This window comes from Paenibacillus sp. FSL K6-3182 (assembly GCF_037976325.1).
In the GTDB taxonomy this organism is placed as follows: domain Bacteria; phylum Bacillota; class Bacilli; order Paenibacillales; family Paenibacillaceae; genus Pristimantibacillus.
Genome location: NZ_CP150265.1, coordinates 4717328 through 4742499 on the forward strand (window position 1 = coordinate 4717328; position 25172 = coordinate 4742499).

Below are 25172 nucleotides of genomic sequence, written 5' to 3' on the forward strand. Positions count from 1 at the left end.
CAATTTCCTAGATTGTTAATGAAACAAAGCGAACTTCTTGCCCAGCTGAAGCGCCGGCCCCTCCGGCTGGTATTTGTACGATAGCATTGGCTCTAGCGAAGGCAGCAACATTACCGGACTTATCATGACGCAGCGGCTCTACCATCCATTCCTTCTCCGAGCGATAGACAAATGCTCTCGCATATCTTGGATAAGGGGATGGTTTGTCTATGGCATCGATTAGACGCCCTTCCATCCACTCGGACCGAAAATCATTTCTTCCGACAGCCTTTAATATTGTGGGACGAAGCAGCAGCTCGATACCTGAGAAGCATGCAGATGGATTCCCGGATAAGCATATGAGCAGCTTAGATCCAAAGCGATAGGCAGATGTAGGTGTTCCCGGCCGCATGACAACTTTAGTAAACAAAGGTATACCGCCGATGCTTTCCGCTGCCAGCTTTACGAAGTCGTAATCACCAACCGATACACCTCCTGTAGTTACGATCATTTCTGATTGCTCTAGCGCCGCCTTAAGTGCGTTTTCTATCGTTTTCCGGCAATCGGGTATAGGCCTCTGACGAATGACCGCGGCTCCAAGCTCCCTAAGCCGAGCGCTTACCATGAAGCTGTTCGCGTCAAAAATTTTTCCGGATTGCAAGCTGTCGCCTGGCACAAGCAATTCATCCCCAACCGGAATAATCGTAACGAGAGGTTTTTTATATACCTGTACTTCTGTTTGCCCAAAAGAAGCTAAAATGGCGATTTCTTTCGATTTGATAGCCGTTCCACGGTATAGCACCTTCATCCCATTTAGGACATCCTCGCCCTTCTCGGCAATGTGTTGCCCTTTTGGGTAAGCACGATCAATTTGAATGGATGAAAAACCTCGCAGGTCCATTCGTTCGCGTGCTGCTTCCTGCACGACAATCGCATCATAGCCAGCAGGCACGGGAGCACCGGTGAAAATACGAACCGCAGTCATCATTTCTGACTCCATATCGTACATATGCTCTGATTGACCCGACCGAATTTCCCCTTTAACCTGTAATAACACCGGCCTTTCCTTGCTTGCACCTCCCGACGAAGCTGCGTAAATGGCGTATCCATCCATTGCGGCTCGGCGGAAAGGCGGCAAGGAGAATGGGCCTTCAAAATCATGAGCAAGTACTCTGGATATACAATCTTCTAACGATACCGTTTCACATATCGGCTCCTTCATTTCTCTTGTCAATTTCATTAAAGCAATTGATACGGATGCCGTAAGCGGTTGAATTGGATTTAGGACCGACATGTTATCCCTCCAGCTAATGATTTGTACTAAAATGAACAGAAAAAGCCCTTTCCCGCGTCTGGGAAAAGGCATCATTGCCGCAAGAGTTAGCACGCCACTGTGCTGTACTCGTTCTATAATATATAGATTAGTTCATGTTAATTTACATGTCAACATATATAACGTAACCAGAATCATTTTACCGAAAAATATTTATATGTAATGTATATTGACATAAATATTACGCCGACCTATAATTCGAGTTGGGGTTACAAAGTTTGTGATCCAATGCATACAAGAGGTCGCACAATGATGTGCTGCCTATGGCAATGAAGCCGCATTTCGTTCCTTAATAAGGACGGATTGCGGCTTTTTTAGTTTATACCATTAGAAAAGGGAGAGATTGGGATGGAGAGAAAAGGATTTTGGCAAAGCGGGCACAAACCTACCTTATTTAGTGCATTTCTTTATTTTGACATGAGTTTTATGATTTGGGTGCTTATTGGTCCTCTCAGCGTCATTATTGCGGCCGATTATCCGATGGACCCTGTTCAAAAAGCAAACCTCGTAGCTCTTCCTATATTAGGAGGTTCTATTTTAAGATTAGTGTTAGGTTTCATGACCGATTATATCGGCCCCAAACGAACAGCTCAGTTCGGAATGCTCTTTACTCTTATTCCATTAATAATGGGCTGGAAATTCGTGCATTCCTTGGATCAGCTCTATATCGTAGCCCTTCTGCTCGGCGTTGCTGGCGCCTCATTTGCTGCAGCCTTGCCGCTTGCCAGCCAGTGGTATTCCAAGGAGCATCAAGGACTTGCAATGGGGATAGCTGGGGCTGGAAATAGCGGCACAGTCATTTCTACCTTGTTTGCTAACCGCTTGGCGCAGCATTACGGCAGCTGGGAAATGGTTTTTGGACTGGCTCTCATTCCGATCATAATCGTCTTTATTATCTTCACGATCTTTGCCAAAAATAGTCCGAACCGTCCTGCGCCTAAGAAGCTATCACAATATGCACAAGTTTTAAAACAAGGTGATGCATGGGTGTTCTGTGCTTTCTACTGCGTAACCTTTGGCGGATTCGTCGGACTCTCCAACTATTTGACCATCTTCTTCAACACACAATATGGATTATCGCCAGTCAGAGCCGCTGATTTCACAACCTTCTGCGTCATTGCAGGCAGTTTCTTTAGACCCGTCGGCGGATATCTTTCAGACCGGATTGGCGGCGCAAGGATGCTCACTATACTTTACGGCGGCGCAGGTTTGATGCTTGCTGCAGTAGCATCATTGCCCACACTGCCTGTTGTCATTACTTTACTTTTCATCGGAATGATGTGTCTCGGCGCAGGAAACGGTTCTGTATTCCAGCTTGTACCGCAGCGCTTTGGCAGCGAACTAGGCCTCATGACAGGTATTATCGGGGCTGCTGGCGGCTTAGGCGGGTATGCGCTCCCTCTCATTCTCGGAAATCTTTATCAATCTACCGGCTCATATACTTCCGGCTTCTTGATCCTCAGCTTTGTGACGCTGGCATCTCTTATTTTGTTAACGGTCATGCAATCGAAATGGAAACATAAATGGATGGCTAAAGGCGGTAAAGCCCGTCTAGACGTTATCACAGATGCTTCTCAAGTTAATGTTTAATATGGAATTAATTGATTAGTTCAAGCAAAAACGCCTTCGGCGTCCTAAAACGCTGAAGTAGCTTTGACGGTGAAATATAAGATAAGTATGAGAAAATGATACACTTTCTTATATCCGAACCAAATACCCTTAGATTAAGCTGTTTGCTTAATCCAAGGGTATTTTTTCGTCATTTAAAGAGTTCTTTATGTACAGCCGTTTCGGAGTTTGAAGCAGCTCGCCATCTCCTCAGTACAGTAATTATTACGCAATCGATCCGATCGCTAATTCCGTTAGACCCTCATAGAATGGCAATGCCGCTACCGCGCATCGCGCCTTGCCATTTGCTATAAAGCTCCCATGGAGCACCTGTATCAAGCAAATGCTTACATGTATAAATCCCTTCTTCTATAGAGTCCACCTTCCCTGCGATCTGCAGTCGTACCGCCCCATTTAAAAGCACCTGGTTGACGAAGGCAATATGTCCTTCCCCTTGCAGGATAGCTTCCGTTATACGAATTTGCTCGGCTGGAGTCCAATCCGCGTCAGGGATAGGAGTCTCTAATCCATACGTGCCGGGATCGATAATTTGAAGACTAGATTCACCATTCTCGACGATATACGTACGAGTCGGACGCTCGATGAACAGATCCTCAGATCCTTCCACCCCTTGTACAATGAGTGCTTTTCTATACCGTAAATTAGTGGCCAATTGAGCCATTCTTGCAAAGACTGTATTATGATAAACGCCGAATACCAAATAAGGGGAATGGGAGTAATCGATTAGCTTCTCCGCCGTGTTGAGCACCGTTCGCATGCCAAGCTCTAATCGAATCGAACGCAATTGCTTCAGTGGTGGGCACCATTGCTCAGCTGGAACATAAAGCACACCCGTATCCATCGCTGCTTTTAAAATCTGCTCACGTGGAACAAGCTCCGCATTTATTCCTAATTCTAAAAGTAAATCGTGCAGCGTTATCCCCCACTTTGGAGGTAACGACGCTGTTCCATGGAGAGTGACCGGAAGTCCAGCCGCTGTAATCAGAAAGGCCGTCGCAAACGTACTAAAGAACGACTTCTTCCGCCCGTCATATGGCCCAGCACAATCTAGTCCTTGCTGCAGAGAAGTTCGATAAGCATGTTTACGACAGACAGACACGAACGCTTCAAGCTCTTCAACACTCTCCATCTTCATTCGTTCAGCTATAAAAAATGCACCGATTTGTGCTGGGGTAGCTTTCAAATCTAGAATGGCATTCGCTGCTCCCAGCGCCTCTTCGTAACTGAGATCGCGGGCGCCCCTCTTACCTCTGGCAACTTCCTTTAATAGATTCGTAATCATCGTATGGCTCCTTTATTTTGAATCTTGAAGGATTTGATAAACCTTAACAATTGACGTTGCGACGTCAACCATACGCTTGCGTTCATTCATCGCTTGCTTACGAAGCAAATCGTATGCTTCAGCTTCGGAAATATTTTTAATTTTGCACAAGATTCCCTTTGCCATATCAACCCACTTCCGTTCCTCAAGCCGGCTCTCCAGCTGTTTACGTTCATTCTGCCATTGCTGCCTCAAGAAATATTGTTTGGATGCGAAATGAAGTGCCCAGTGAAGTTCTTGCTCACTCATTGAAGCTGTCAAAATCCCGTCAATCGGCACTTCATCCTCGCAAAAAGCTGCGGATAAAGAAGCCATCGAGGCACTGCACCACCAGAGCATGGGCAAAGACCTCTGCTTCAGAAGAACCTCACCCCAAGTTTTAGTGTCATTCAATGGTAAGTGTAAAATAATTGCATCTGCGCTGCTTAAGTGTTTTCCAGCCTTTTTCGCGTCATTTATGCATACGACATGATAACCAAAGGTTGTAAGCCTATATTTTAGCGTTTGATTTTCAGGAATTAGTTCCATATAAGAAGCTGCTTCTGCTCCCGTTGTCACAGTACGATCCACCACTAACAAAGAACGCAAATAGAAGCACTCCCTCCTATTAGACTTTAGAAAAGTCTCAACACCAATCAATATCATTGTTACTATATATAACACAAAAACCTCTTTTTTGTCGATAATCAGATTTTTATTAATTTGATGTTATATATATTGACATTTAGTGCTGTGTCATTGTATATTTACGCTATTAGAAACCAAACATCCTCGAATACAATGGTGTATTCGTTTGAAGCGGCAAAGAAGCCTGCTTTCGTGATCTAGGGAGACGTACATCCTTCCTTGAACATGAAGCAGGCTTTATTTATTTTCAAACAGACAGAGATGAAGAGGAGAGGTAGACTATGGCTGTTTCAAAAAAATTAGTACTTATCGGAAATGGTATGGCGGGTGTCAGAACAATTGAGCATCTTCTCAAGATTGCCCCGGAGCGCTACGACATTACAATTTTTGGTTCCGAGCCTCATCCCAATTACAACCGCATTATGTTATCCTCAGTCCTTGCCGGAGGAGCGGATATGAATGAAATCGTCATTAATGACTGGGAATGGTACAAAGAAAATAACATTAAACTGCATACTGGACATAAGGTTACAAACATTGATACAAAACGTAAAAAGATTACCTCTCACTTAGGCATTGAAGTGGAATACGATGCGGTTATTATCGCAACTGGCTCCAATCCATTTATGCTGCCACTGCCCGGCGCTGACAAGGAAGGCGTCATCGGCTTTCGAGACATTAATGATTGCGAAGCGATGATTGATGCATCCAAAAATTATAGGAAAGCAGTCGTGATCGGTGGCGGTTTGCTCGGTCTTGAAGCCGCTCGCGGGCTTCTTCATCTAGGAATGGAAGTAAACGTTGTTCATATTCATCCCTATTTAATGGAACGACAATTGGATGAAGCAGCATCTAAGATGTTGCAACGTGAACTAGAAGCACAGGGCATGCAGTTTCTTTTGAAGAAAAGCACTGCTTCAATTAAAGGTAAACGACGCGCTTCCGGGCTAACCTTTACCGATGGCACTGAGGTTGATGGTGATTTGGTGGTTATGGCAGTAGGAATCAGGCCAAACATCGAGCTGGCTAGAGCCAGTGGCATTGAAGTTAATCGTGGTATCGTTGTCAATGATTTTATGCAAACCAATATTCCTGGTATTTACGCTGTTGGGGAATGCGCTGAGCACCGCGGCATTACCTATGGATTGGTAGCTCCGCTATACGAGCAAGGGGCTGTACTAGCCAAGCATTTGGCAAACGTCGAAACGACAGGCTATATGGGATCAGTCACATCCACCAAGCTCAAGGTATCAGGCGTTGATGTGTTCTCAGCAGGACGTTTCAGTGATGCTCCTGGTACACGCGCGCTAAAGTTTCAAGACGATTTGGCAGGTACGTATAAGAAAATTGTCATTCAAGACGGAATGCTGGTCGGAGCAGTACTCTTCGGTGACATATCAGATGGCGCGGAATTTTTTGCTTCTATTAAGAACGAAGTATCTATCACAGGACGCGAGAAGGAGCTGTTGCTCGGCATATCCTCTGATCTTATGGGGCAGTCCTCGGGCAATAACAGGCTTGAAGCCATGGCTGATGATGAAATCATCTGCGGTTGTAACGGTGTCTCAAAAGGAATGATCGCCGAAGCAATTACAACAAAAGGCTGTACTACCGTCGGCGCCATTAAATCCTGCACGAAAGCTTCCGCTTCCTGCGGCGGTTGTAAGGCTTTAGTTGAAGGCCTACTTAACTTATATGCTGGCGATGCTATTGGCGAACCTGTAAAGGAAGGTATATGCGGCTGCACAACGCTTAGCCGTGATGAAATTGTTTCAGAAATGACTCGGATGCGTCTAATGAGTACCAAAGAGGTTATGAATGTGCTCGAATGGCATAATCCAGAAGGCTGCACGAAGTGTCGCCCTGCACTTAACTATTATCTAGGCATGTTATATCCCGAGGAATATGTCGATGAAAAGGAATCACGCTTTACGAATGAACGATACCATGCGAACATTCAGAAGGATGGCACATATTCGGTCGTACCACGCATTTATGGTGGCGTAACGTCTCCTGCAGACCTAAAGAAAATTGCAGAGGTCGCTGAGAAATTTGAAGTTCCTTTAGTTAAATTCACTGGAGGACAAAGGCTCGATCTACTTGGGGTCAAAAAAGAGGATCTTCCAAAAATATGGGAAGAGCTCGATATGCCATCCGGTCACGCATATGGCAAAACACTGCGTACCGTGAAGACATGTGTCGGATCCACCTTTTGCCGATTCGGCACGCAGGATGCTATGGGTATGGGCATTCGATTGGAGAAAGCATTCGAGCGTTTGACGGCACCTGCCAAAGTAAAACTGGCGGTATCCGGTTGTCCACGTAACTGCGCGGAAGCTACAATCAAGGATGTTGGTATCATTGCTATCGACGGAGGCTGGGAAATTCATATCGCCGGGAACGGAGGCGTGAAAGTAAGAGCTACTGATCTACTCTGCATCGTTAAAACTGAGGATGAAGTTATGGAATGGTCATCTGCTTTTTTACAATATTACCGTGAAAACGCAACGTGGAACGAGCGTACCGCACACTGGGTGGAGCGTATAGGCCTTGCTCCCATTAAGAAAGCGCTCGAGAACCGTGAAGACCGCCTCGCTCTTGTGGAACGTATTCAGAAAACGCTCAGCTTAACGACCGACCCTTGGAAACAAATCGTCGAGAATGATAACTTACGTAAAAATTTCGAGCAATTACCTGGCGCGCAGCCGGTACAAATGTAGGAGGATTTACCTATGACAACGAAGCTATTGGTAGCTAACCTTTCCGACATTGATGTGAAAGGCTCACGTAGAATTAAAGTCAAAGAATTAGAAATCGCGATGTTCCGTCTGACAGACGGAAGTGTACTTGCCGTAGAGAACAGCTGCCCTCATAAAGGCGGTTTACTGTCAGAGGGTATGGTTTGTGGTTCAACCGTCCATTGTCCGCTACACGATTGGAAGATTGATCTTAAGAGCGGCAATGCACAAGAGCCTGATGACGGTTGTATTAAAACCTTTGAAACAGAAATCGACCACAAAAGCGGCTCCATTTATATAAAGATATAAGGTGGAATGATGTATGTCGTATGTAAAGCCTACCGAAGTACTGAATGCCATGGTCGAAGCCGGAATAGCAAAAGCTACTTTAAGAGCCTTTCAAATGGTGGTTTGCGGTTATCTCGCGGAAGCGATCTGTAACAAAGACGCATACGTTCCTTCAGAAAAATCGGTTTTGAATACCGCGGAAATCAGTAGCGTATGAAGATAAACACGAATGGTATCGTCTATATCGTCGGAGCAGGCCCTGGAGATCCTGAACTTATTACTGTCAAAGCAATGCGCCGTATTCAGATCGCTGATCTTATTTTGTACGATCGGCTTGTCAATAAGGAATTGCTTGACTATGCCGGACCCGATGCCGAACTAATCTACTGCGGCAAGTCACCAGGCATTCATGCGATGCCGCAGAATATTATAAATGAGGCACTAATTAAACATGCTTTGGAAGGAAAAAAGGTCGTCCGCCTAAAGGGCGGAGACCCGTTCGTCTTCGGACGCGGCGCCGAAGAAGCACTCGAGCTTGCCGCAAAGGGAATTCCTTACGAGATCGTGCCAGGCATTACATCTGCGATCGGCGCAGCCGCCGCTGCAGGTATACCTGTAACACATCGTGACTACGCAGCCTCCTTCGCTTGCGTGACCGGCAGCCGATGTCATAATGACAAATCGCCAATCCGATGGGATTTACTTGCGCATGGCGTCGATACGCTTGCCATTTATATGGGAGTTAACCAGTTGCCATTCATTAGAGAAGAGCTGCTGAAACACGGAAAAGCAACTACGACTTCTGTGGCTATCATCGAACGAGGAACGACAAAGGATCAGCGAACGATTATCGGAACCATTGCAAATATTCATACACTCGCCGTCTCTATGAATTTGATTAGCCCAGCTCTAATTATTATCGGCGAGGTCGTCCGTGTTAGGGAACATCTTCTGCATGCCGAGCAACAAGCAAATATATTAATTAGGTAAGACATTATTAGTGACCCCTCAAGCAAATTCACGATGAAAATGCTGCCCCCAGGGCAGCATTTCATTCTATCCTGTTGAAAGCACAATAAACCTAAGGCTTTCCATATCAACTCCTCTTAGCTACCTCTCTCCCAAATGCTTCAGCACGATGCTCTCAACATGCTTCAAATGCTGCTTCATTCGCTCAGCTGCAAGCTCAGGGTCCTTTTTCGCAATCGCTTCAACTATTGTAGAATGCTCCCTATAAAGTCGTTCCGCTACAGCCGCGCTCGAATAAAGCTCCACCCGCCTAATGTCATGGATAGCTGTTTCGATATGATTCATAATCGATTCGAACAAACGTACCATGATCGTGTTATGGGTCGCATTGGCAAGCGTGAGATGAAATCGTAGATCCAGTCTCTCACCTTCGGACTCATCACCAGCGGCACGCTCCATCTCATCGATAATTTGGCTCAGCTGTTTAAGATCCTCATCCGTATGCTTTACAGCTGCGATTGCAGCATTGGAAACCTCAAGCGATTCGCGAGCTTCCAGTAATTCCAGCACTGTCTTTCGGTTCATACGAAGAGACGCTAGCTCCGGCAGCTCCATATCAATCGGTACGCTGCGAATGACGCGACAGCCGCCTCCTTGCCGAATTTCAATCAAGCCCATCGCTTTAAGTGCGCTCAGCGCTTCGCGGGTAGTCGAGCGCCCTACCCCAAATTGCTCGGACATTTGTTTCGTAGAGGGAAGCTTATCTCCCACTTTTAATTTGCCATCTATAATAAGACGCTTCACTTGCTCGGTAATTTCCTCGTAATGATTGCGTTTTGACAGCTTCTCTACTTCTAATGACGGAATAACCTCTCACCTCCAACCTTAAACGGCATGCACTGCCTTCTAACAACGTCAAGCCGCTTCTCCTACCTTTTTACTTTACAGCTACCCTACTAACAGCGCATACACGATGCCTGGTCCGTGAACACCGATAGTCAAATCATTCTCAATATCGGATGAGCGGCTTGGGCCAGTAATAAAATGAATACCTGCTGGCAGCTGCTCGCGTCCCGCTTCATCAAACGTCACGAGCACTTCGCCAAGCCTCGTTTTTAAACGTTCGATCGGGATAATAATAATAAGTACGGTTGGCAGCAAACTGACGGACCGCCCTTTATTCGGAGCTGATAATACGGTAACTGAACCCGTATAGGCAACGGCATGATCCGCGATCACGATGCCAAAATCTGCTTCAGCTGCACGTGCGCGCCAATGCTGCTCAGCATCCGTATTCCACACTGATACCTGCGAACCCTTCAAAGCGCCTTCAAGATCGAGTTCATCCAGCTCTGGCTGATTTTGACGAATAATATATTTAGCACTCATTTCCTCCGCTTTGGAAACGATAAAGGATTTCACATCATCCATCGATGGAAGACGGGCTACATGACCGCCTACTGAAAGAAAATTGTCTGTAAACTGTTTGATTCGCTCTTCTTCCGGCCATTCGAATGAATTCCAAAAATCGGGAGCACCGCGAAAAGGATGCTGCGGCTTATGTGTCATTCTCGGATGCCTCAGCTTTGCCGCAATATCATTCATAAAAAACTCCTGTTTCGCCCGTGAATCTGCTTCAAGCTTTTCCAGCCATTGTTTATGTGTCTCAGCCATGACCATGTCCTCCTTTACTTTGCTTCTCCTCATGCTCACGAGTACGTACAAGCTCCTCCATCCGATTTTGCATGGACGGCTCCATCTGTTTTAAACCCTGCTTCAGCTCCTGATCAAGCGTATCCCAGCGATCACGGAACGATTCCTTCGGCAGGCTAGGTGTCACACGATAAGTGTTCCAGCCCTTTAGCGGCCCAAGCTTCGTCTTAATGACGCCGCTTCGTACGACGAGCTTCTGACCGAGCTTACCGAGTCGCAGTACCCCGCCAAGTCGCGAGGAATTGCCCATAATGGTGGCGAAGCCTTGCATACCGATGGACTCCATTTTGCTGCCATTTCCACTCTCCACCTTGCGTCTGCGTAAATAAACAAGCATATCATGAAGGGGGATTTTGACCGGACATGCCTCATAGCAAGCGCCGCATAAGCTGGAAGCATTGGCGACATCATCCCATTCGGCGATGTTTTTGTTCAAGGACGGCGTAAGCACGGCTCCAATTGGTCCGCTATACGTGCTGCCATAAGCATGACCGCCAATGTGGCGATATACCGGACAAGCATTCAGACATGCACCGCAGCGAATACAATTGAGCAGCTCTTGGAACTCAGGATCGCCAAGCTGCAAAGAACGGCCATTATCAATTATAATGATGTGCATTTCGTCCGGGCCGTCTGCATCCTCGGAGCGGCGCGGGCCTGTAATGCCATTCATATACATCGTCAGCTTTTGTCCAGTTGCCGAGCGCGGCAGCAATGTAGCCATCACCTCAAGATCAGACCACGATGGAATGATTCGCTCCATACCCATCAACGTAATTTGCGTTTTAGGGACGGTACTCACCATCCGAGCATTGCCTTCATTTTCAAAAAGCACCATCGATCCCGTCTCCGCAATCGCAAAGTTGCAGCCGGTCATCCCGATCTCAGCCTCCAAAAACTTCTCGCGCAGCTTTTTGCGAACGAAACCTGCAAGCGCCGTCGTATCCGGCGGCAGCGTATAACCAGCCTCCTTGGACAGCAATTCGGCGATTTGATAACGGTTTTTGTGAATGGCTGGGATGACGATGTGGGATGGCATTTCACCTGCAAGCTGAATAATATATTCGCCTAAGTCGGTTTCTACCGCTTCAACGCCAATGGATTCAAGCGCATGATTAAGATGCAGCTCCTCTGAAACCATTGACTTGGATTTGACGACCGACTTCGCATTCGCATGCTCTGCTATGTCTAGCGTCAGCTTGACTGCTTCCTCAGCCGTACTCGCAAAATGGACATGAACGCCGTTTGCGCGGGCATTGTTCACAAACAAGTTCAAATAATAATCCAAATGCGCGATCGTATGGAGACGAATTTGTCTGCCCCGCTCCCGCCATTCTTCCCAATTCCCGTGCTCGTCAGTCGCTTTTTTCTTCCCATTGCGCAGCCGTTCTGTAGTGAATCGCACCGCTTTGCGCAGAAATTCGTCGTTGAGGGCAAGATCCGCTCTTGCTTTTACTGTAGCTTCCTTTTTCACGACAGCCATCTTATTTCACCCCTTCATATAGCAGCTCAGCCAAGTGCATAACACGGACGGGTTCGTTGCGATAACGCAGGTTTCCAGCAATGTTGAGTAAACAAGCCATATCTAGCCCGACCAACACTTCCGCTTCCGTCTCCAGCACATGATCGACCTTCTCCGTCACCATTGCTCCAGAAATATCAGCCATCTTGACAGCGAATGTTCCGCCAAAGCCGCAGCAATCCTCAGCAAATGGGAGCGGTACAAGCTCAAGTCCCTTCACATTCTGAATAAGCGCAAGCGGCTCATCCTTTACGCCAAGTATCCGACTGCCGTGGCAGGAAGGATGATATGTCACTTTATGAGGAAATGCAGCGCCAACATCCGTAACGCCAAGCACCTGCACCAGAAACTGTGTGAATTCATAAGATTTGCTCTGAAGCTTGTTGGCCCGTTTCAGCATGACCGGATCATCCTCGAACAGCTTCGGATAATGGTGAATCATTCCCGTGCAGGAGCCTGATGGTGAAATAACGAAGTCGCTGTCTTCAAACGCATCCAATATCGTTTTGGCAGACTCCCTCGCTTCCTTCCAATAGCCGCTGTTGTAGGCCGGCTGTCCGCAGCAGGTTTGCACCGTCGGAAACTCCAATGAAACACCGTACTTTGCCAGCAAGCGCACCATCGCTTCGCCGACCCTTGGATATAACGCATCGCTTAAGCAAGTAATAAATAATGAGACCTTCATACCCGCACCCCTTTCGTAACTTATACCTCTATAATATCAGGTTGTCAGACAAGTTTGGTAAAATTTTTTATGTGAAAAATGTTTTAGATGTAAGAACACACATGCGCTTTCCAGCTCTCTATCGCTGATAACCAAACTGCCGCTGTATTCTGTAAGCACATATAGGTGCTTACAGACTCTCAACAATGTAACTTTTACGGCTGTAAGAACACATATGCGCTTACAACTCTCTTTCGTAGGTAACCAGCCTGTTAAGTTGCTCAATAAGCACCTATTTGTGCTTACAAGCACTCAGAAACGCCACTTTTACCGCTGTAAGAACACATATGTGCTTAAAGCTCTCTTTCGTAGGTAACCAGCCTGTTAAGTTGCTCAATAAGCACCTATTTGTGCTTACAGACACTCATGAACGTGACTTTCAACGCTGTAAGAACACATATGCGCTTACAGCATTCTCTCGTAGGTAACTAGCCTGTTAAGCTGCTCAATAAGCACCTATATGTGCTTACAAGCACTCAGAAACGCCACTTTTACCGCTGTAAGAACACATATGTGCTTAAAGCTCTCTTTCGTAGGTAACCAGCCTGTTAAGTTGCTCAATAAGCACCTATTGGTGCTTACAGACACTCATGAACGTGACTTTCAACGCTGTAAGAACACATATGCGCTTACAGCATTCTCTCGTAGGTAACCAGCCTGTTAAGCTGCTCAATAAGCACCTATTTGTGCTTACAAGCACTCTGAAACGCTACTTTTACCGCCGCAAGAACACATATGCGCTTACAGCATTCTTTCGTAGGAACCTGCCTCTTAAGTTGCTCAATAAGAACTTATATGTGCTTACAGGCACTCAGAAACGACACTTTTACCGCTGTAAGAACACATATGCGCTTACAGCATTCTTTCGTAGGTAACCAGCCTGTTAAGTTGCTCAATAAGCACCTATTGGTGCTTACAGACACTCATGAACGTGACTTTCAACGCTGTAAGAACACATATGCGCTTACAGCATTCTCTCGTAGGTAACTAGCCTGTTAAGCTGCTCAATAAGCACCTATATGTGCTTACAAGCACTCAGAAACGCCACTTTTACCGCTGTAAGAACACATATGTGCTTAAAGCTCTCTTTCGTAGGTAACCAGCCTGTTAAGTTGCTCAATAAGCACCTATTGGTGCTTACAGACACTCATGAACGTGACTTTCAACGCTGTAAGAACACATATGCGCTTACAGCATTCTTTCTAGGTAACCTGCCTCTTAAGTTGCTCAATAAGAACTTATATGTGCTTACAGGCACTCAGAAACGACACTTTTACCGCTGTAAGAACACATATGCGCTTACAGCATTCTTTCGTAGGTAACCAGCCTGTTAAGTTGCTCAATAAGCACCTATTGGTGCTTACAGACACTCATGAACGTGACTTTCAACGCTGTAAGAACACATATGCGCTTACAACTCTCTTTCGTAGGCAACATGCCTGTTAAGTTGCTCAATAAGCACCTATTTGTGCTTACAAGCACTCAGAAACGCCACTTTTAACGCTGTAAGAACACATATGCGCTTACAGCATTCTTTCGTAGGTAACCAGACTGTTAAGTTGCTCAATAAGCACCTATTTGTGCTTACAAGCACTCTGAAACGCCTCTTTTACCGCTGTAAGAACATATAAACTCTTACAGCTCACTTTCGCCAGTAACCCTATACTATATAACAATAATGGCGCTGCGCTTCTACTGAAGCCAGCGCCATCTATGCTCTACACCGTTGTAACGGAAATTTGTTTTTCCTTAAGCTGCGATAAGATCGCTGCTGGCAGCCGCTCATCCGTAATGATTGCATCTACATCATCTAATTCTGCCACGTGGGTAAACGCTTGAACGCCGAACTTGCTGGAGTCGGCGACCAGAATAACTTGATCCGCCATACCTACCATTTTGTGCTTGATGCGTGCTTGCAGCTCGTTCGACTCGCTTACGCCGCGCTCCAAATGGACACCTTTGCAGGAGAGAAATGCTTTATCCACATGATATGCGTCAAGAGAACGCTCGGCTAACGGACCGACATAGGACAATGAACGCGAAGCCAAGATGCCGCCCGTCGAGATGACTTCAATCTTCTCTTTGCTGCTCAGCTCCATCGCAACTTTGATGGAGTTGGTTAGCACCGTTAGAGGAATATCCGGCATGCTTGCCGCCATATACCAAGCCGTCGAGCTCGCATCAAGCAAAATACGCTCATTCGGCTGAATCAACTTAATCGCTTCCACAGCAATTCGTTTTTTCTCCTCCGCATGCGTAATCTCCCGCTCGAAATACGGAATTTCCGGCTGCTGATCCTTTACGCTAACCGCACCGCCATGGGAGCGGCGCAAACGTCCGGCTTGCTCCAAGCGGTCAAGGTCACGCCGAATCGTTTCCTCGGTCACCTGACATAGCTCGCTCAGCTCCGTAACCCGGATGCTGCCTCTCTCATTTACCAGCTGTACAATTTTATCGTATCGTTCATGGACCAGCATAACGTACCTCTTTCTTACTTATATTTGTATTCGCTGCTTAAGCGATTCCTGTTGTTTCTTTAAAAGCACGATATGCGCTCTTCCAAGCCTCATGCTGCTCTGGCTCATACACATCAACTGGGAATGATTCGCGTATCACTTTGCGCGCTTCCCAAATGTCAGCAAGCTGACCATTGGCAATCCACTGCACAATCATGTTGCCTATTGCGCTTCCTTCCACGGGTCCTGCCCACACCGGCTTGCCAATCGCATTTGCAGTCCATTGGCAGAGCAGCGTATTTTGAATGCCGCCGCCAACCATATGCAAACCGCTGAACGCTTGACCAGACAATTGCTCTGTTAACTCTAGCACATTTCGGTACTTCAAGGCTAAGCTCTCCAAAATACACCGAACAATCGCCCCTGTATCAGCAGGTGCCGTCTGCCTTGTGCGCAAACAATACTCCGTTATTCTAGCAGGCATATCACCCGGGTGCAAAAACAACGGATCATCCGGATCAATAAACGCAGCGAATGGTTTAGCTTCTTCGGCAAGCTTTACTAATTCGGGGAACGTATAAGAAATTCCTGCCCGCTCCCATGAACGTCTGCATTCCTGCAAAATCCACAGCCCCATAATGTTCTTCAGCAAACGATACGTGCCATAAACGCCGCCTTCGTTCGTAAAGTTCAGCTGCTGCGACAATTCATTAATGACTGGCTCGTCGACTTCTGTACCCATAAGCGACCAAGTGCCGCAGCTTAAGTAAGCAAATGACTTTTCAAGTGCAGGCACTGCAGCAACCGCTGAGCCCGTATCATGCTCCGCTGCTGCATAAACAGGAACGGACTCTATGCCAAGCTCCTCGCAAAGGGAAGCTCGCAAGCTGCCAACCTTCGCCCCTGGCTGAACAACCTCACCAAACAGTTCCGGCGAAATGCCAATCGAGCGAATCAGTTCCTCGTCCCAGCTGCCGGTAACAGGGTTATACAGCTGCGTTGTCGTTGCGTTGGAAAACTCATTATATTTCTCACCCGTCAAAAAATATCGGAGCAAATCCGGAATCATTAGAAAATGTTTGGCATCCCGCAGCTGCGGTGAATCTGCCTTCTTCAAAGCAGCCAGCTGGTAAATCGTATTAAACGGCAGAAACTGAATACCCGTCTTCGCAAATATCCCCGTTGCCGTCAATTCCTCTACTACCTGCTCCATTACGCCATCCGTATGATGATCGCGATAATGATAAGGATTGCCAAGCAGCTCCCCATTGCTTCCAATCAAGCCAAAATCAACGGCCCAAGAATCAATCGCAAGACTGTCCAGCGTAATGTCGCGATGCTTAACTAGCAGCAGCGCTTGCTTTAACTCATGTAGCAGTCGCAAAATATCCCAGTGCAGTCGATCGCCGACCTGCACCGGATCATTGGAGAACCGGTGCAGCTCCTCTACCTCGATCTTGCCATTATTCAGCCTGCCAAGCAGCGCTCTTCCGCTGCTTGCTCCGAGATCGTAAGCAAGGATGGTCACCAGCTGGCACCGCCCTTGCCTCTCGCCAATATGTCTTTGCCATAGCTGCTGCTTAGGTATGCTTTCATTGGATCATGCGGCAAGCCCTGCTCTTCGCGAATCGCGTGCAAAAGCGGTGTAACATCGAATTCAAATGCGCGGCGCACAGCATCCTCAGCGCCAAGAACATCATTGCGTTCAGCAGCATCATTCACTTCATCATGGTTAATGAGCAGCGCCTTTGCCAGCTGGGTTTGCACATTCAGGACGGAGCGGAGCATGGCAGGGATTTTTTGCTCGATATTATGCGACTGGTCAATCATATAAGTAATGCTCTCTGCATTGCCGCGAACAGCAGCATCCGCATCGCCTGCTGCGCTCAAGATTTGATAGAAAATCAAGAACAGCTCATAAGGATTCACAGAACCTACAATTAGATCATCATCCGCATATTTGCGGCTGTTGAAGTGGAAACCTCCCAGACGTTTCTCGTCCAGCAAATAAGCAACGATATGCTCGATGTTCGCGCCTGGCAGATGGTGGCCTGTATCAACAAGCACTTCCGCTTGCGGCCCTAGCTTTTGCGCCAAGTTGTAAGCCATGCCCCAGTCCGCAAGATCCGTATGATAGAACGCCGGCTCGAAACATTTGTATTCAATCAGCATACGCATGTCAGGCGTCATCGCACTGTACATTTCGGCCAAAGCTTCCTGCATCCAAGCTTTACGCTTGCGGATATGTCCTTGTCCTGGATAGTTTGTACCGTCGGCGAACCATAAGCTAAATTCACGCGAGCCCGTTTCCTTGGCAATATCTACGCATTCAAGCAAGTGATCAGTCGCTTTCCGGCGCACTGCAGCATCGGAATTCGTAACACTTCCAAGCATATAGTCTTCATCTTGGAATAGATTCGGATTTACCGCTCCAATCGATAGTCCAAGATCTTCCGCATGACTTCTAAGCTTGCCGTAATCCTCTACCTTATCCCAAGGAATATGGATAGCGATAGACGGAGCGATTCCTGTCAAACGATGCACCTGTGCAGCATCCTCAAATTTCTCAAACGGATTGCGAGGCACGCCTTCCTTCTGAAACACCTTAAAACGAGTACCGGAATCACCATATCCCCATGAAGGTGTTTCGATTTTGAGCGCTTTCAATTTTGCTTTTACCTCTTCAATGCTAATGCCTCTTTCTTTCTGCTGCTCCTCAAAAAACGTATAAGCGCGATCAGTCATTATGGAACACCCTCTCATTTATATTTTGAACCTATTTGATTGGAAAAGCCATCGTAGACATCAACGTATTCTCTGCCTGCGTCGAATCTAATCTGCTGTATTGTACAATGATTGGAATATTGCTCAGCACCTCAATGGCGTAAGGAACGCCGATTGGAATCGACGCCCCTTCCTTCATTAATGAGCTGGTGCGTATATGGTTTGTTCGTCTGCCAGGAACAACAACTTGAATATCTTCCATCGGCTCGCGATCCTCAAAATAAATCGTAATATGAATAATGGCTTCTTCGGTGGAGCAATTCAGCACGCATATCGATTCATGGCTGGTAAGCGTTCCCGTGCTGTCTGGCGGTATATAACCATCCGGTATATACCAAGATTTCTCGCCTCTCCCTTGGATCATATCGCCTAACCTCCTAACGGGTGAATGCAGCAGGTACGCCGCCGTCAATAGTTAACATACAGCCTGTTGTTTTATCTGCTTTGGAGGAGGCAAAAAATGCAATGCCCTCTGCGATGTCGCGCGGATAAATGTTGACGAGCAGCGTCGTGCGCTTGCGGTAGTATTCTTCCAGCTGATCCGGCTCAATGCCATAAGCCGCTGCACGTTCATTGCGCCAGCTGCCGTTCCAAATTGCCGACCCCTGCAAAATCGCATCCGGCAAAATCGTATTTACACGAATGCCGAATTCGCCGCCCTCAGCTGCGATACAGCGTGCCAAATGAGCTTCAAGCGCTTTTGCCGAGCTATAAGCAGATGCATTTTTACCCGCGTACACAGAGTTTTTCGATCCGATGAACACCATGTTGCCGCCAATGCTTTGCTGCTTCATTAATTTAAACGCTTCGCGAGCGACTAGGAAATAACCTGTTCCAAGCACATTCATATTCAAATTCCATTCCTTAAGTGATGTCTCGTCGAATGGGCTTGAAGTCGCAAGACCAGCGTTGTTCACGATAATGTCCACGCCGCCGTAAGCAAGTGCTGTCTCCGCATAAGCAGCTTTGACCTGCTCTTCGCTCGTTACATCCATTTTCACGGCTGTTGCTCGGCATTCGCCAAACTTCTCATTAATCTCTGAGGCAACCTTTTGCGCGCCTTCAAGATTAAGATCTGCAAGCACAACATGCGCACCCTCTGATACTAAACGGCGTGCTGTTTCACTTCCGATACCGCCAGCGCCGCCTGTGATGAAAGCAACCTTGCGCGAAAATTCCGTCTCAGCCGGAGCAAGCGACAATTTGTAAAGCTCTAATGGCCAGTATTCCACGTTGTACGACTCGTTCTCGCTAAGCGATACGAAATCACCTAATGCTGTTGCGCCGCGCATCACGGCAATCGCACGGTGGTATAGCGCTCCGCTCACTTGTGCCATCGCCCAGCTCTTGCCGGTGTTGATCATACCGATACCCGGAATTAGAATGACGCGAGGCGCTGCTTCAAACATGACGTCGCCTTCATTTTTGTTGCGTTCAAAATAAGCTTTATATTGCTCTTTATATGCAGCGATTCCTTCTGATAGTTTCGCCTTCAAACCATCGATATCCTCTGCATTTGGCGTCCAGTCAATAAACAATGGAACAACCTTCGTATGCACCAAATGATCCGGACATGCAGCGCCGACCTGCGATAATGTTGGAGAATTATTCCCGCTTACGAATGCAAGCACATCCGCTTCATCGTCAAATGTCAAAATCATCTTCTTCGCATCGCTCACTGCGCCGCGAATTGTAGGCATAACCTGTGCAGCTACGCTTTTGCGAACATCAGCTTCGAGCACCTCGTATTTCACGCCGCCAAACAATGAAGCCTCGTCAAAACGAGATTCAATGAATGCCTCTGCCTCGGAAATGATTTTGATCGTTTGCGCGTAACATTCCTCGCTTGTCTCGCCCCAAGTAACAAGGCCGTGCTTTTCCATCAGCACTAGCTCGGCATTTGGATTGGCAAGAACACCCTCGGCAATCATTTTGGAGAGATTGAAGCCTGGTCGTACATAAGGAACCCAGACGAAACGGTCGCCGAAAATTTCCTTCGCAAGCGCTTTGCCGTTATCCGCACAGCACAAGCTAATAATAGAATCGGGATGTGTATGATCCACATGTTTAAATGGAAGAAAAGCATGCAATAGCGTTTCAATCGACGCACGCGGGTGCTTCGAATCGATCATGCAGTTGACTAGGTAAGCAACCATCTCTTCGTCCGGCATTTCAGCACGTTCAAATAATGGACGGATATCATCCATCCGCAGTCCAGTAAAATTGCCTGCTTTCATAGAAGCAAGATCCGAACCGCTGCCCTTCACATACATCACTTCAACGTCGCGACCGCGGAAATCTTTTACGATTGTTTTGCTAGATGTATTGCCGCCGCCGTAATTGCAAACTCTGCGATCTGCACCAATGATGTTGGAGCGATATACGAGCTCAGCCAATCCGCCTTCCAACTGCGATGCTTTTTCGTTTTCCCACAAACTTTGTACCATGGATATACCTCCGAATGATGTTTTGTATTTGTTTGAATTGATCATACCACATTTGTTTGTGTTTGAATACGATTATTTCAAACACAAACAAAAATGTATATTTGTCGTTTTCTTTTTATTTTTTCGACTTACAAGCTATTCCCACAATTACGGGCAGCAAGCATATACTTAGTAGACAAACAAAAAAAGATGCCCCTCAAGGTTGTCAAAAACCTAAAGGGGCATCTCTTCATTATATACACTACGCAGCATTCCTTACTGGCAGCGCAGCGTCACTTCAATATCTTGGTTATAATTTCCGAATCCTTTGCCAAACAGCGTAACGCCGCCGCAATTTCTCGTCGTTGTGCTGGATGAGATGCGGAATAAAATTTCTTTGTCATACGCGAGCATTAGCTCGCCAATCGTAACATCAGATACTTTTATCCCGTCAATGTAAGATCCTTGCTGATTGACGCGGATCGTTTTCATAAATCCATACTGAATATTTTTATGCCACCACTCGGGAGTATACAACCCTCGCGAGCTTCCAAAATCGCCTGGATACGTCCACGTTCCAACACCGACACCGTTAATCGTAAAAGCAATATCCGATGGCAGGTGGTTGACGCTGCAAGGCGTGTCCGAACAGATCTCCATCGCGATTTCGAGCGACTCTGGCATTTCGTTGTTCACCATATAATTAGGTATACGGTATTCCACAAATCCTGAACCGAACCATAAGACTTTAGCATGGACATGCTCTGGATCGGCAAAATAACGCGGATCATCGCACATCCCGATCATTTGAGTATCGGATGCCAGTCCGCAGGTTGGTTTAATTTGGTACGAAGAATAATGTCCCACGGGAAGTGAAACCGAGTAACGCTTCGTTTCGTCCGTGACTGGTTCACTCTTAAAAACCAGCATCGCCTGCGACAGCTGGAGATGGCATATCTTTTGCATGCCGCGCTTGCCCGCCACGCTTTCGCTGCGAACAATGCCGGCTTCCTCCAGCATATGAATATGTCTTGTAACGATAGGAGACTTTATATCTAGCGCCTCGGATAAGCTTTTTATATTCATAGGCTGCACGCCTAGCAATTCAATCATTTTGACCCGTGTGTGTGATGAGAAGCATTCAAGAAACTTCATATTGCGGCTGCTCACTTCAATTTCCATTGCTGCTTCCCCTGTCTCTAGCTAATTTCAAATCATTATATAACTAAAAAGTTATCCTTTCAACACTTCCCTGCTCCACCTTGACTTATGGAGTAGAATTAACTAAAATAAACGGCGTATACATAACTCAAAAGATATTTAGTTACCTTTTTAGTTATCTAAATAGTTTTAGGAGGAATTAAGATGAACTCATTTCAATTCGTTAATCCAACTCATATTGTGTTTGGTGAAGGTACAGCCAAGCAAGTAGGCCAATTAACCTCCAAATACGGCAAAACAGTCCTGCTCGTTTACGGATCAGGCAGCGTCAAAAAAACAGGCTTGTACGATCAAACCGTAAGCCTTCTTCAAGAAGCTGGCATCAAGGTGCACGAGCTTCCTAATATTGAACCAAACCCGCGTTTAACTACCGTCAAAAAAGGGATCGACATTTGCCGCGCTGAAGGCGTTGATTTCATTCTAGCCGTTGGTGGAGGCAGCGTTATTGATGCAGCCAAAGCTATCGCTGCAGGTGTTCCTTATGAAGGCGATGTATGGGATTTCTTCACAGGCAAAGCTGTTATTCAAAAAGCGCTTCCGCTTGGTACGATTTTGACACTGGCTGCAACAGGTTCGGAAATGAACGGCTCTTCGGTCGTTACGAACTGGGAAGAAAACTTAAAGCGTGCTTTTGGCAGCTCGCATACGTATCCTGCATTCTCGATTCTCGATCCTACGCTTACGTACACGGTTCCTCGCAACCATACCGTTAACGGCGCTGTGGACATCATGTCCCATGTGTTCGAGCAATATTTCAGCTTAACGCCAAATACTCCGCTGCAGGAGCGCTTCTGCGAATCCATTTTGCAAACGGTAATTGAGAATGTTGAGTTAGCTCTTGAAAACCCTGAGGATGCGGCTGCTCGCGCGAACCTTATGTGGTGTGGTACGATGGCTTTGAATGGCGGTCTTATCAGCGTTGGCATGAGCAATGACTGGGCTTCGCACGGCATTGAGCATGAAGTGAGCGCCATTTACGATATTCCGCACGGCGCAGGCTTGGCTGTTATTTTCCCGAACTGGATGAAGTACGTTTATGAAGAGCGGGTGGATCGTTTCGTTCAATATGCAACTCGTGTATGGAATGTGAATCCAGAAGGCAAATCAGACAACGAAATCGCTCTTGAAGGCATTCAAGCGACTCGTGATTTCTTCACGAAAATTGGCGCTGAGTCACGTCTTGCCGACTTTGAGATCGGAAGCGACAAACTGGATCGCATGGCTGAGGAAGCTGTACGTTATGGCACGATTGGTTCATTCAAGCGTTTGGAAAAACAAGATGTTAAAGCTATTTTGGAATTATCACTTTAACTGGAGGTTACGATAAATGACTCATGCACTAACAGCACATACCACATTAAGTAACGGAGTAAAAATGCCTTGGCTTGGCCTTGGCGTTTGGAAAGTGAAAGATGATGGGGAAGCGGAAAGAACGGTCGCCTCTGCGATTGAAGCTGGTTATAGAAGCATCGATACAGCAGCAGCTTACAATAATGAAGAGGGGGTTGGCGCTGGTATTCGCAACAGCGGGATCGCGCGCGACGAAATTTTTGTAACGACAAAAATTTGGAATGCTCATCAAGGCTACGATTCCACGCTGACTGCCTTTGAAGACAGCAGACGGAAACTTGGCATTGAAGTTGTTGATCTATTGCTCATCCACTGGCCTGTAAAGGATAAGTACTTGGAAACTTGGCGCGCGCTTGAAAAGCTGTACCGTGACGGTTATGTACGTGCAATTGGCGTGAGCAACTTCCAAATCCATCATCTACAGGATGTCATTACAGCAGGTGAATTTGTTCCTATGGTCAATCAAGTGGAATACCACCCGCTTCTTACACAAACGGAGCTTCACACTTTTGCCAAGAGCCGCAGCATTCAGCTAATGGCTTGGAGCCCGCTTATGCAAGGAAACCTGGATCAAAGCGTGCTCGCTGATATTGCTGCCAAATATGGCAAATCGCCTGCTCAAGTGGTGCTTCGTTGGGATCTGCAAAACGAGGTCGTTACGATACCAAAATCGATTACTCCGGCTCGCATTAAAGAAAATGGAGATATTTTCGATTTCACGCTAACGTCTGAGGAAATGGCTCAAATCAGTGCGCTTAACCAAGATCACCGTTTTGGCCCAGATCCAGATAATTTCAACTTCTAAATTAAATCACTCCAAAATAATAACGGCTCCATCCTTGTTTCAAAGGATGGAGCCGTTTTTTGCTTAAATAGAATTATACGCGCTTAGTAACGTATATCTGTTTGGCCTAACGAGATGGGCTTTCTGCAAACTTGCCGTGAGCAGCTCCGTATCGACCCCGAGCTCCTCCGTCGTTGTCGGACCGCCAACCTGCTTTAGCCACGCTCTAATTTGGGCTTCATCCGGAAGTGCGGCAATGGCCTCCCGTACCTTCTCAGGATTAGCTGTAAAAGCTAGACCTTCTTCTTCAGCAGCAAGCTGGTGATATAGCTTGGAAATTTCCGCGCAGGCTACGCCAACCTTTGCACCGTGCAGCAGCTGTCTTTTGCCAAGGCGAATATATTCCATTTCCCAGAAATGCGATAAATGATGTTCTGATCCGGACGCTGAATGCGATTGACCGAATAAGAGCATGGCAAGGCCGGATTCAATAAGCGCTTCAATAAGTATGCGAATGCCTTGCTGGTCACGGGTAGCAATTAACGAAGCATTCTCTACACATTTGTTAAGTGCAATACGCGTAATTTCAGCAACCTCTTCTGAATAGGGCTCACCGCCTTCAGCTGCGCCAAAGCTCCAATCAAATAACGAAGTATATTTTCCCAGCATATCGCCAAAACCAGCAGCTACCATGACTGCTGGCGCAGCTGCGAGGATTTCCAAATCAGCAAATATCGCATCGGGGCCAATGGCCGCGATCGTCTTCTTCTCGCCGCGAATAATAATCGGCGCTCCTTTGGAATTGAAGCCGTCAACAGATGACGCAGTCGGAACAGATACAAAGGGAATGCCCGCTGTATAAGCGGCATAACGAGAAATATCATGTATCGTTCCTGTGCCTGCTGCAATGACTACCTGTGCTTTGCGCAGTTGAATGTCCAATAAGAGCTGCACGATCGATGCTTCATCCGCAATGACATCGCCTTGGCGGTCCGCCTTTATAATCGTCACATGAACAGAAATATCTTGCGCTGCAATGGCTTCCTCAAGTTGTTTCCCAGCAATGCTGTATGTAATCGCATCCGCAGCAATAACAACCTGACTATACTGCTTTTCCTTTATATATGGAGCTACCGCTTGAAGGGCACCCGCTTCGACAAGCAAAGGGTTTATTTCAATCGCTCGCAACGTTTCTTCATCAAAACCTGCTGCTAGCTTTTTCACTCTATCAATAAGGTTTGACATGGGCTATGCCTCATTTCGTAGTGTAATATTTTTATTCTGCTCTTGATGGCATACCTTGTCAAC

Annotated in this window: 21 protein-coding genes; 7 read left to right on the plus strand and 14 right to left on the minus strand. The window is 46.7% G+C overall.

The genetic code is table 11. The features are described from left to right. Positions 1-7 precede the first annotated feature (7 nt). Positions 8-1273 (minus strand): gephyrin-like molybdotransferase Glp, encoded by a 1266-nt coding sequence (gene glp / locus MHH56_RS21045; protein WP_339203639.1) that lies wholly within the window; start codon positions 1271-1273, stop codon positions 8-10. Positions 1274-1660: 387 nt separating this feature from the next. Between glp and MHH56_RS21050 the strand changes: the two genes are divergently transcribed. After that, positions 1661-2902 (plus strand): nitrate/nitrite transporter, encoded by a 1242-nt coding sequence (locus tag MHH56_RS21050; RefSeq protein WP_339203640.1) that lies wholly within the window; start codon positions 1661-1663, stop codon positions 2900-2902. Positions 2903-3182: 280 nt separating this feature from the next. Here MHH56_RS21050 and MHH56_RS21055 read toward each other — a convergent pair whose 3' ends face one another. Further along, positions 3183-4223, minus strand: a complete 1041-nt coding sequence (locus MHH56_RS21055; protein ID WP_339203641.1) for an anthranilate phosphoribosyltransferase — start codon at positions 4221-4223, stop codon at positions 3183-3185. A 12-nt stretch (positions 4224-4235) separates the two neighbouring features. Continuing rightward, complete coding sequence (locus MHH56_RS21060) at positions 4236-4850, minus strand: ANTAR domain-containing protein (RefSeq protein ID WP_339203642.1); 615 nt, start codon at positions 4848-4850, stop codon at positions 4236-4238. A gap of 320 nt (positions 4851-5170) precedes the next feature. Here MHH56_RS21060 and nirB point away from each other — a divergent pair, with 320 nt between their 5' ends. Genes nirB through cobA form a run of 4 tightly spaced genes read left to right on the plus strand, consistent with a single transcriptional unit; the run spans position 5171 to position 8905 of the window. Beyond that, positions 5171-7609 (plus strand): nitrite reductase large subunit NirB, encoded by a 2439-nt coding sequence (gene nirB, locus MHH56_RS21065; RefSeq protein WP_339203643.1) that lies wholly within the window; start codon positions 5171-5173, stop codon positions 7607-7609. A 12-nt stretch (positions 7610-7621) separates the two neighbouring features. After that, positions 7622-7936 carry a nitrite reductase small subunit NirD gene (gene nirD, locus MHH56_RS21070; protein WP_339203644.1) on the plus strand — a complete coding sequence of 105 codons (315 nt, stop codon included), beginning with the start codon at positions 7622-7624 and terminating at the stop codon, positions 7934-7936. Positions 7937-7949: 13 nt separating this feature from the next. Then, positions 7950-8132: a hypothetical protein gene (locus MHH56_RS21075; RefSeq protein WP_339203645.1), complete on the plus strand. Its 183-nt coding sequence runs from the start codon at positions 7950-7952 to the stop codon at positions 8130-8132. After that, positions 8129-8905, plus strand: coding sequence for a uroporphyrinogen-III C-methyltransferase (gene cobA / locus MHH56_RS21080; RefSeq protein WP_339203646.1), 777 nt, complete (start codon positions 8129-8131; stop codon positions 8903-8905). Before MHH56_RS21075 ends, cobA begins: the two co-directional genes overlap by 4 nt. Positions 8906-9025: 120 nt before the next feature. Here cobA and MHH56_RS21085 read toward each other — a convergent pair whose 3' ends face one another. The 10 genes from MHH56_RS21085 to MHH56_RS21130 form a co-directional block, all read right to left on the minus strand. After that, a complete protein-coding gene (locus MHH56_RS21085) occupies positions 9026-9751 on the minus strand; it encodes a FadR/GntR family transcriptional regulator (RefSeq protein WP_339209690.1) in 726 nt (241 codons plus the stop codon). Between the two features lie 81 nt (positions 9752-9832). Continuing rightward, positions 9833-10558 (minus strand): LUD domain-containing protein, encoded by a 726-nt coding sequence (locus MHH56_RS21090; RefSeq protein ID WP_339203647.1) that lies wholly within the window; start codon positions 10556-10558, stop codon positions 9833-9835. After that, entirely contained in the window at positions 10551-12080 is a 1530-nt protein-coding gene (locus MHH56_RS21095) for a LutB/LldF family L-lactate oxidation iron-sulfur protein (protein ID WP_339203648.1), read from the minus strand. The genes MHH56_RS21090 and MHH56_RS21095 overlap by 8 nt, the downstream gene beginning before the upstream one ends. 1 nt (position 12081) lies before the next feature. After that, the gene (locus MHH56_RS21100; RefSeq protein ID WP_076266754.1) at positions 12082-12804 is read right to left on the minus strand and encodes a (Fe-S)-binding protein; all 723 of its coding nucleotides are present in this window, start codon (positions 12802-12804) and stop codon (positions 12082-12084) included. 1757 nt (positions 12805-14561) lie between these two features. After that, a complete protein-coding gene (locus MHH56_RS21105) occupies positions 14562-15320 on the minus strand; it encodes a DeoR/GlpR family DNA-binding transcription regulator (RefSeq protein ID WP_339203649.1) in 759 nt (252 codons plus the stop codon). A 37-nt stretch (positions 15321-15357) separates the two neighbouring features. Then, positions 15358-16827 carry a rhamnulokinase family protein gene (locus MHH56_RS21110; RefSeq protein WP_339203650.1) on the minus strand — a complete coding sequence of 490 codons (1470 nt, stop codon included), beginning with the start codon at positions 16825-16827 and terminating at the stop codon, positions 15358-15360. Then, the gene (rhaI, locus tag MHH56_RS21115) at positions 16824-18044 is read right to left on the minus strand and encodes an L-rhamnose isomerase (RefSeq protein ID WP_339203651.1); all 1221 of its coding nucleotides are present in this window, start codon (positions 18042-18044) and stop codon (positions 16824-16826) included. The genes MHH56_RS21110 and rhaI overlap by 4 nt, the downstream gene beginning before the upstream one ends. Positions 18045-18075: 31 nt before the next feature. After that, on the minus strand, positions 18076-18447 hold the full coding sequence (locus MHH56_RS21120) for a sensory rhodopsin transducer (RefSeq protein ID WP_339203652.1): 372 nt from the start codon (positions 18445-18447) through the stop codon (positions 18076-18078). A 13-nt stretch (positions 18448-18460) separates the two neighbouring features. Next, positions 18461-20530, minus strand: a complete 2070-nt coding sequence (locus MHH56_RS21125; RefSeq protein ID WP_339203653.1) for a bifunctional aldolase/short-chain dehydrogenase — start codon at positions 20528-20530, stop codon at positions 18461-18463. Positions 20531-20785: 255 nt separating this feature from the next. After that, positions 20786-21691 carry an ArsR family transcriptional regulator gene (locus tag MHH56_RS21130; protein WP_076266748.1) on the minus strand — a complete coding sequence of 302 codons (906 nt, stop codon included), beginning with the start codon at positions 21689-21691 and terminating at the stop codon, positions 20786-20788. A gap of 183 nt (positions 21692-21874) precedes the next feature. On the opposite strand from MHH56_RS21130, the gene MHH56_RS21135 reads away from it, so the two are divergent. Next, positions 21875-23041 carry an iron-containing alcohol dehydrogenase gene (locus MHH56_RS21135; RefSeq protein WP_076266747.1) on the plus strand — a complete coding sequence of 389 codons (1167 nt, stop codon included), beginning with the start codon at positions 21875-21877 and terminating at the stop codon, positions 23039-23041. Between the two features lie 16 nt (positions 23042-23057). Further along, on the plus strand, positions 23058-23885 hold the full coding sequence (locus MHH56_RS21140; protein ID WP_339203654.1) for an aldo/keto reductase: 828 nt from the start codon (positions 23058-23060) through the stop codon (positions 23883-23885). A 63-nt stretch (positions 23886-23948) separates the two neighbouring features. On the opposite strand, the gene MHH56_RS21145 is transcribed toward MHH56_RS21140, so the two are convergent. Beyond that, a complete protein-coding gene (locus tag MHH56_RS21145; RefSeq protein ID WP_339203655.1) occupies positions 23949-25109 on the minus strand; it encodes a sn-glycerol-1-phosphate dehydrogenase in 1161 nt (386 codons plus the stop codon). Between the last annotated feature and the right edge of the window lie 63 nt (positions 25110-25172).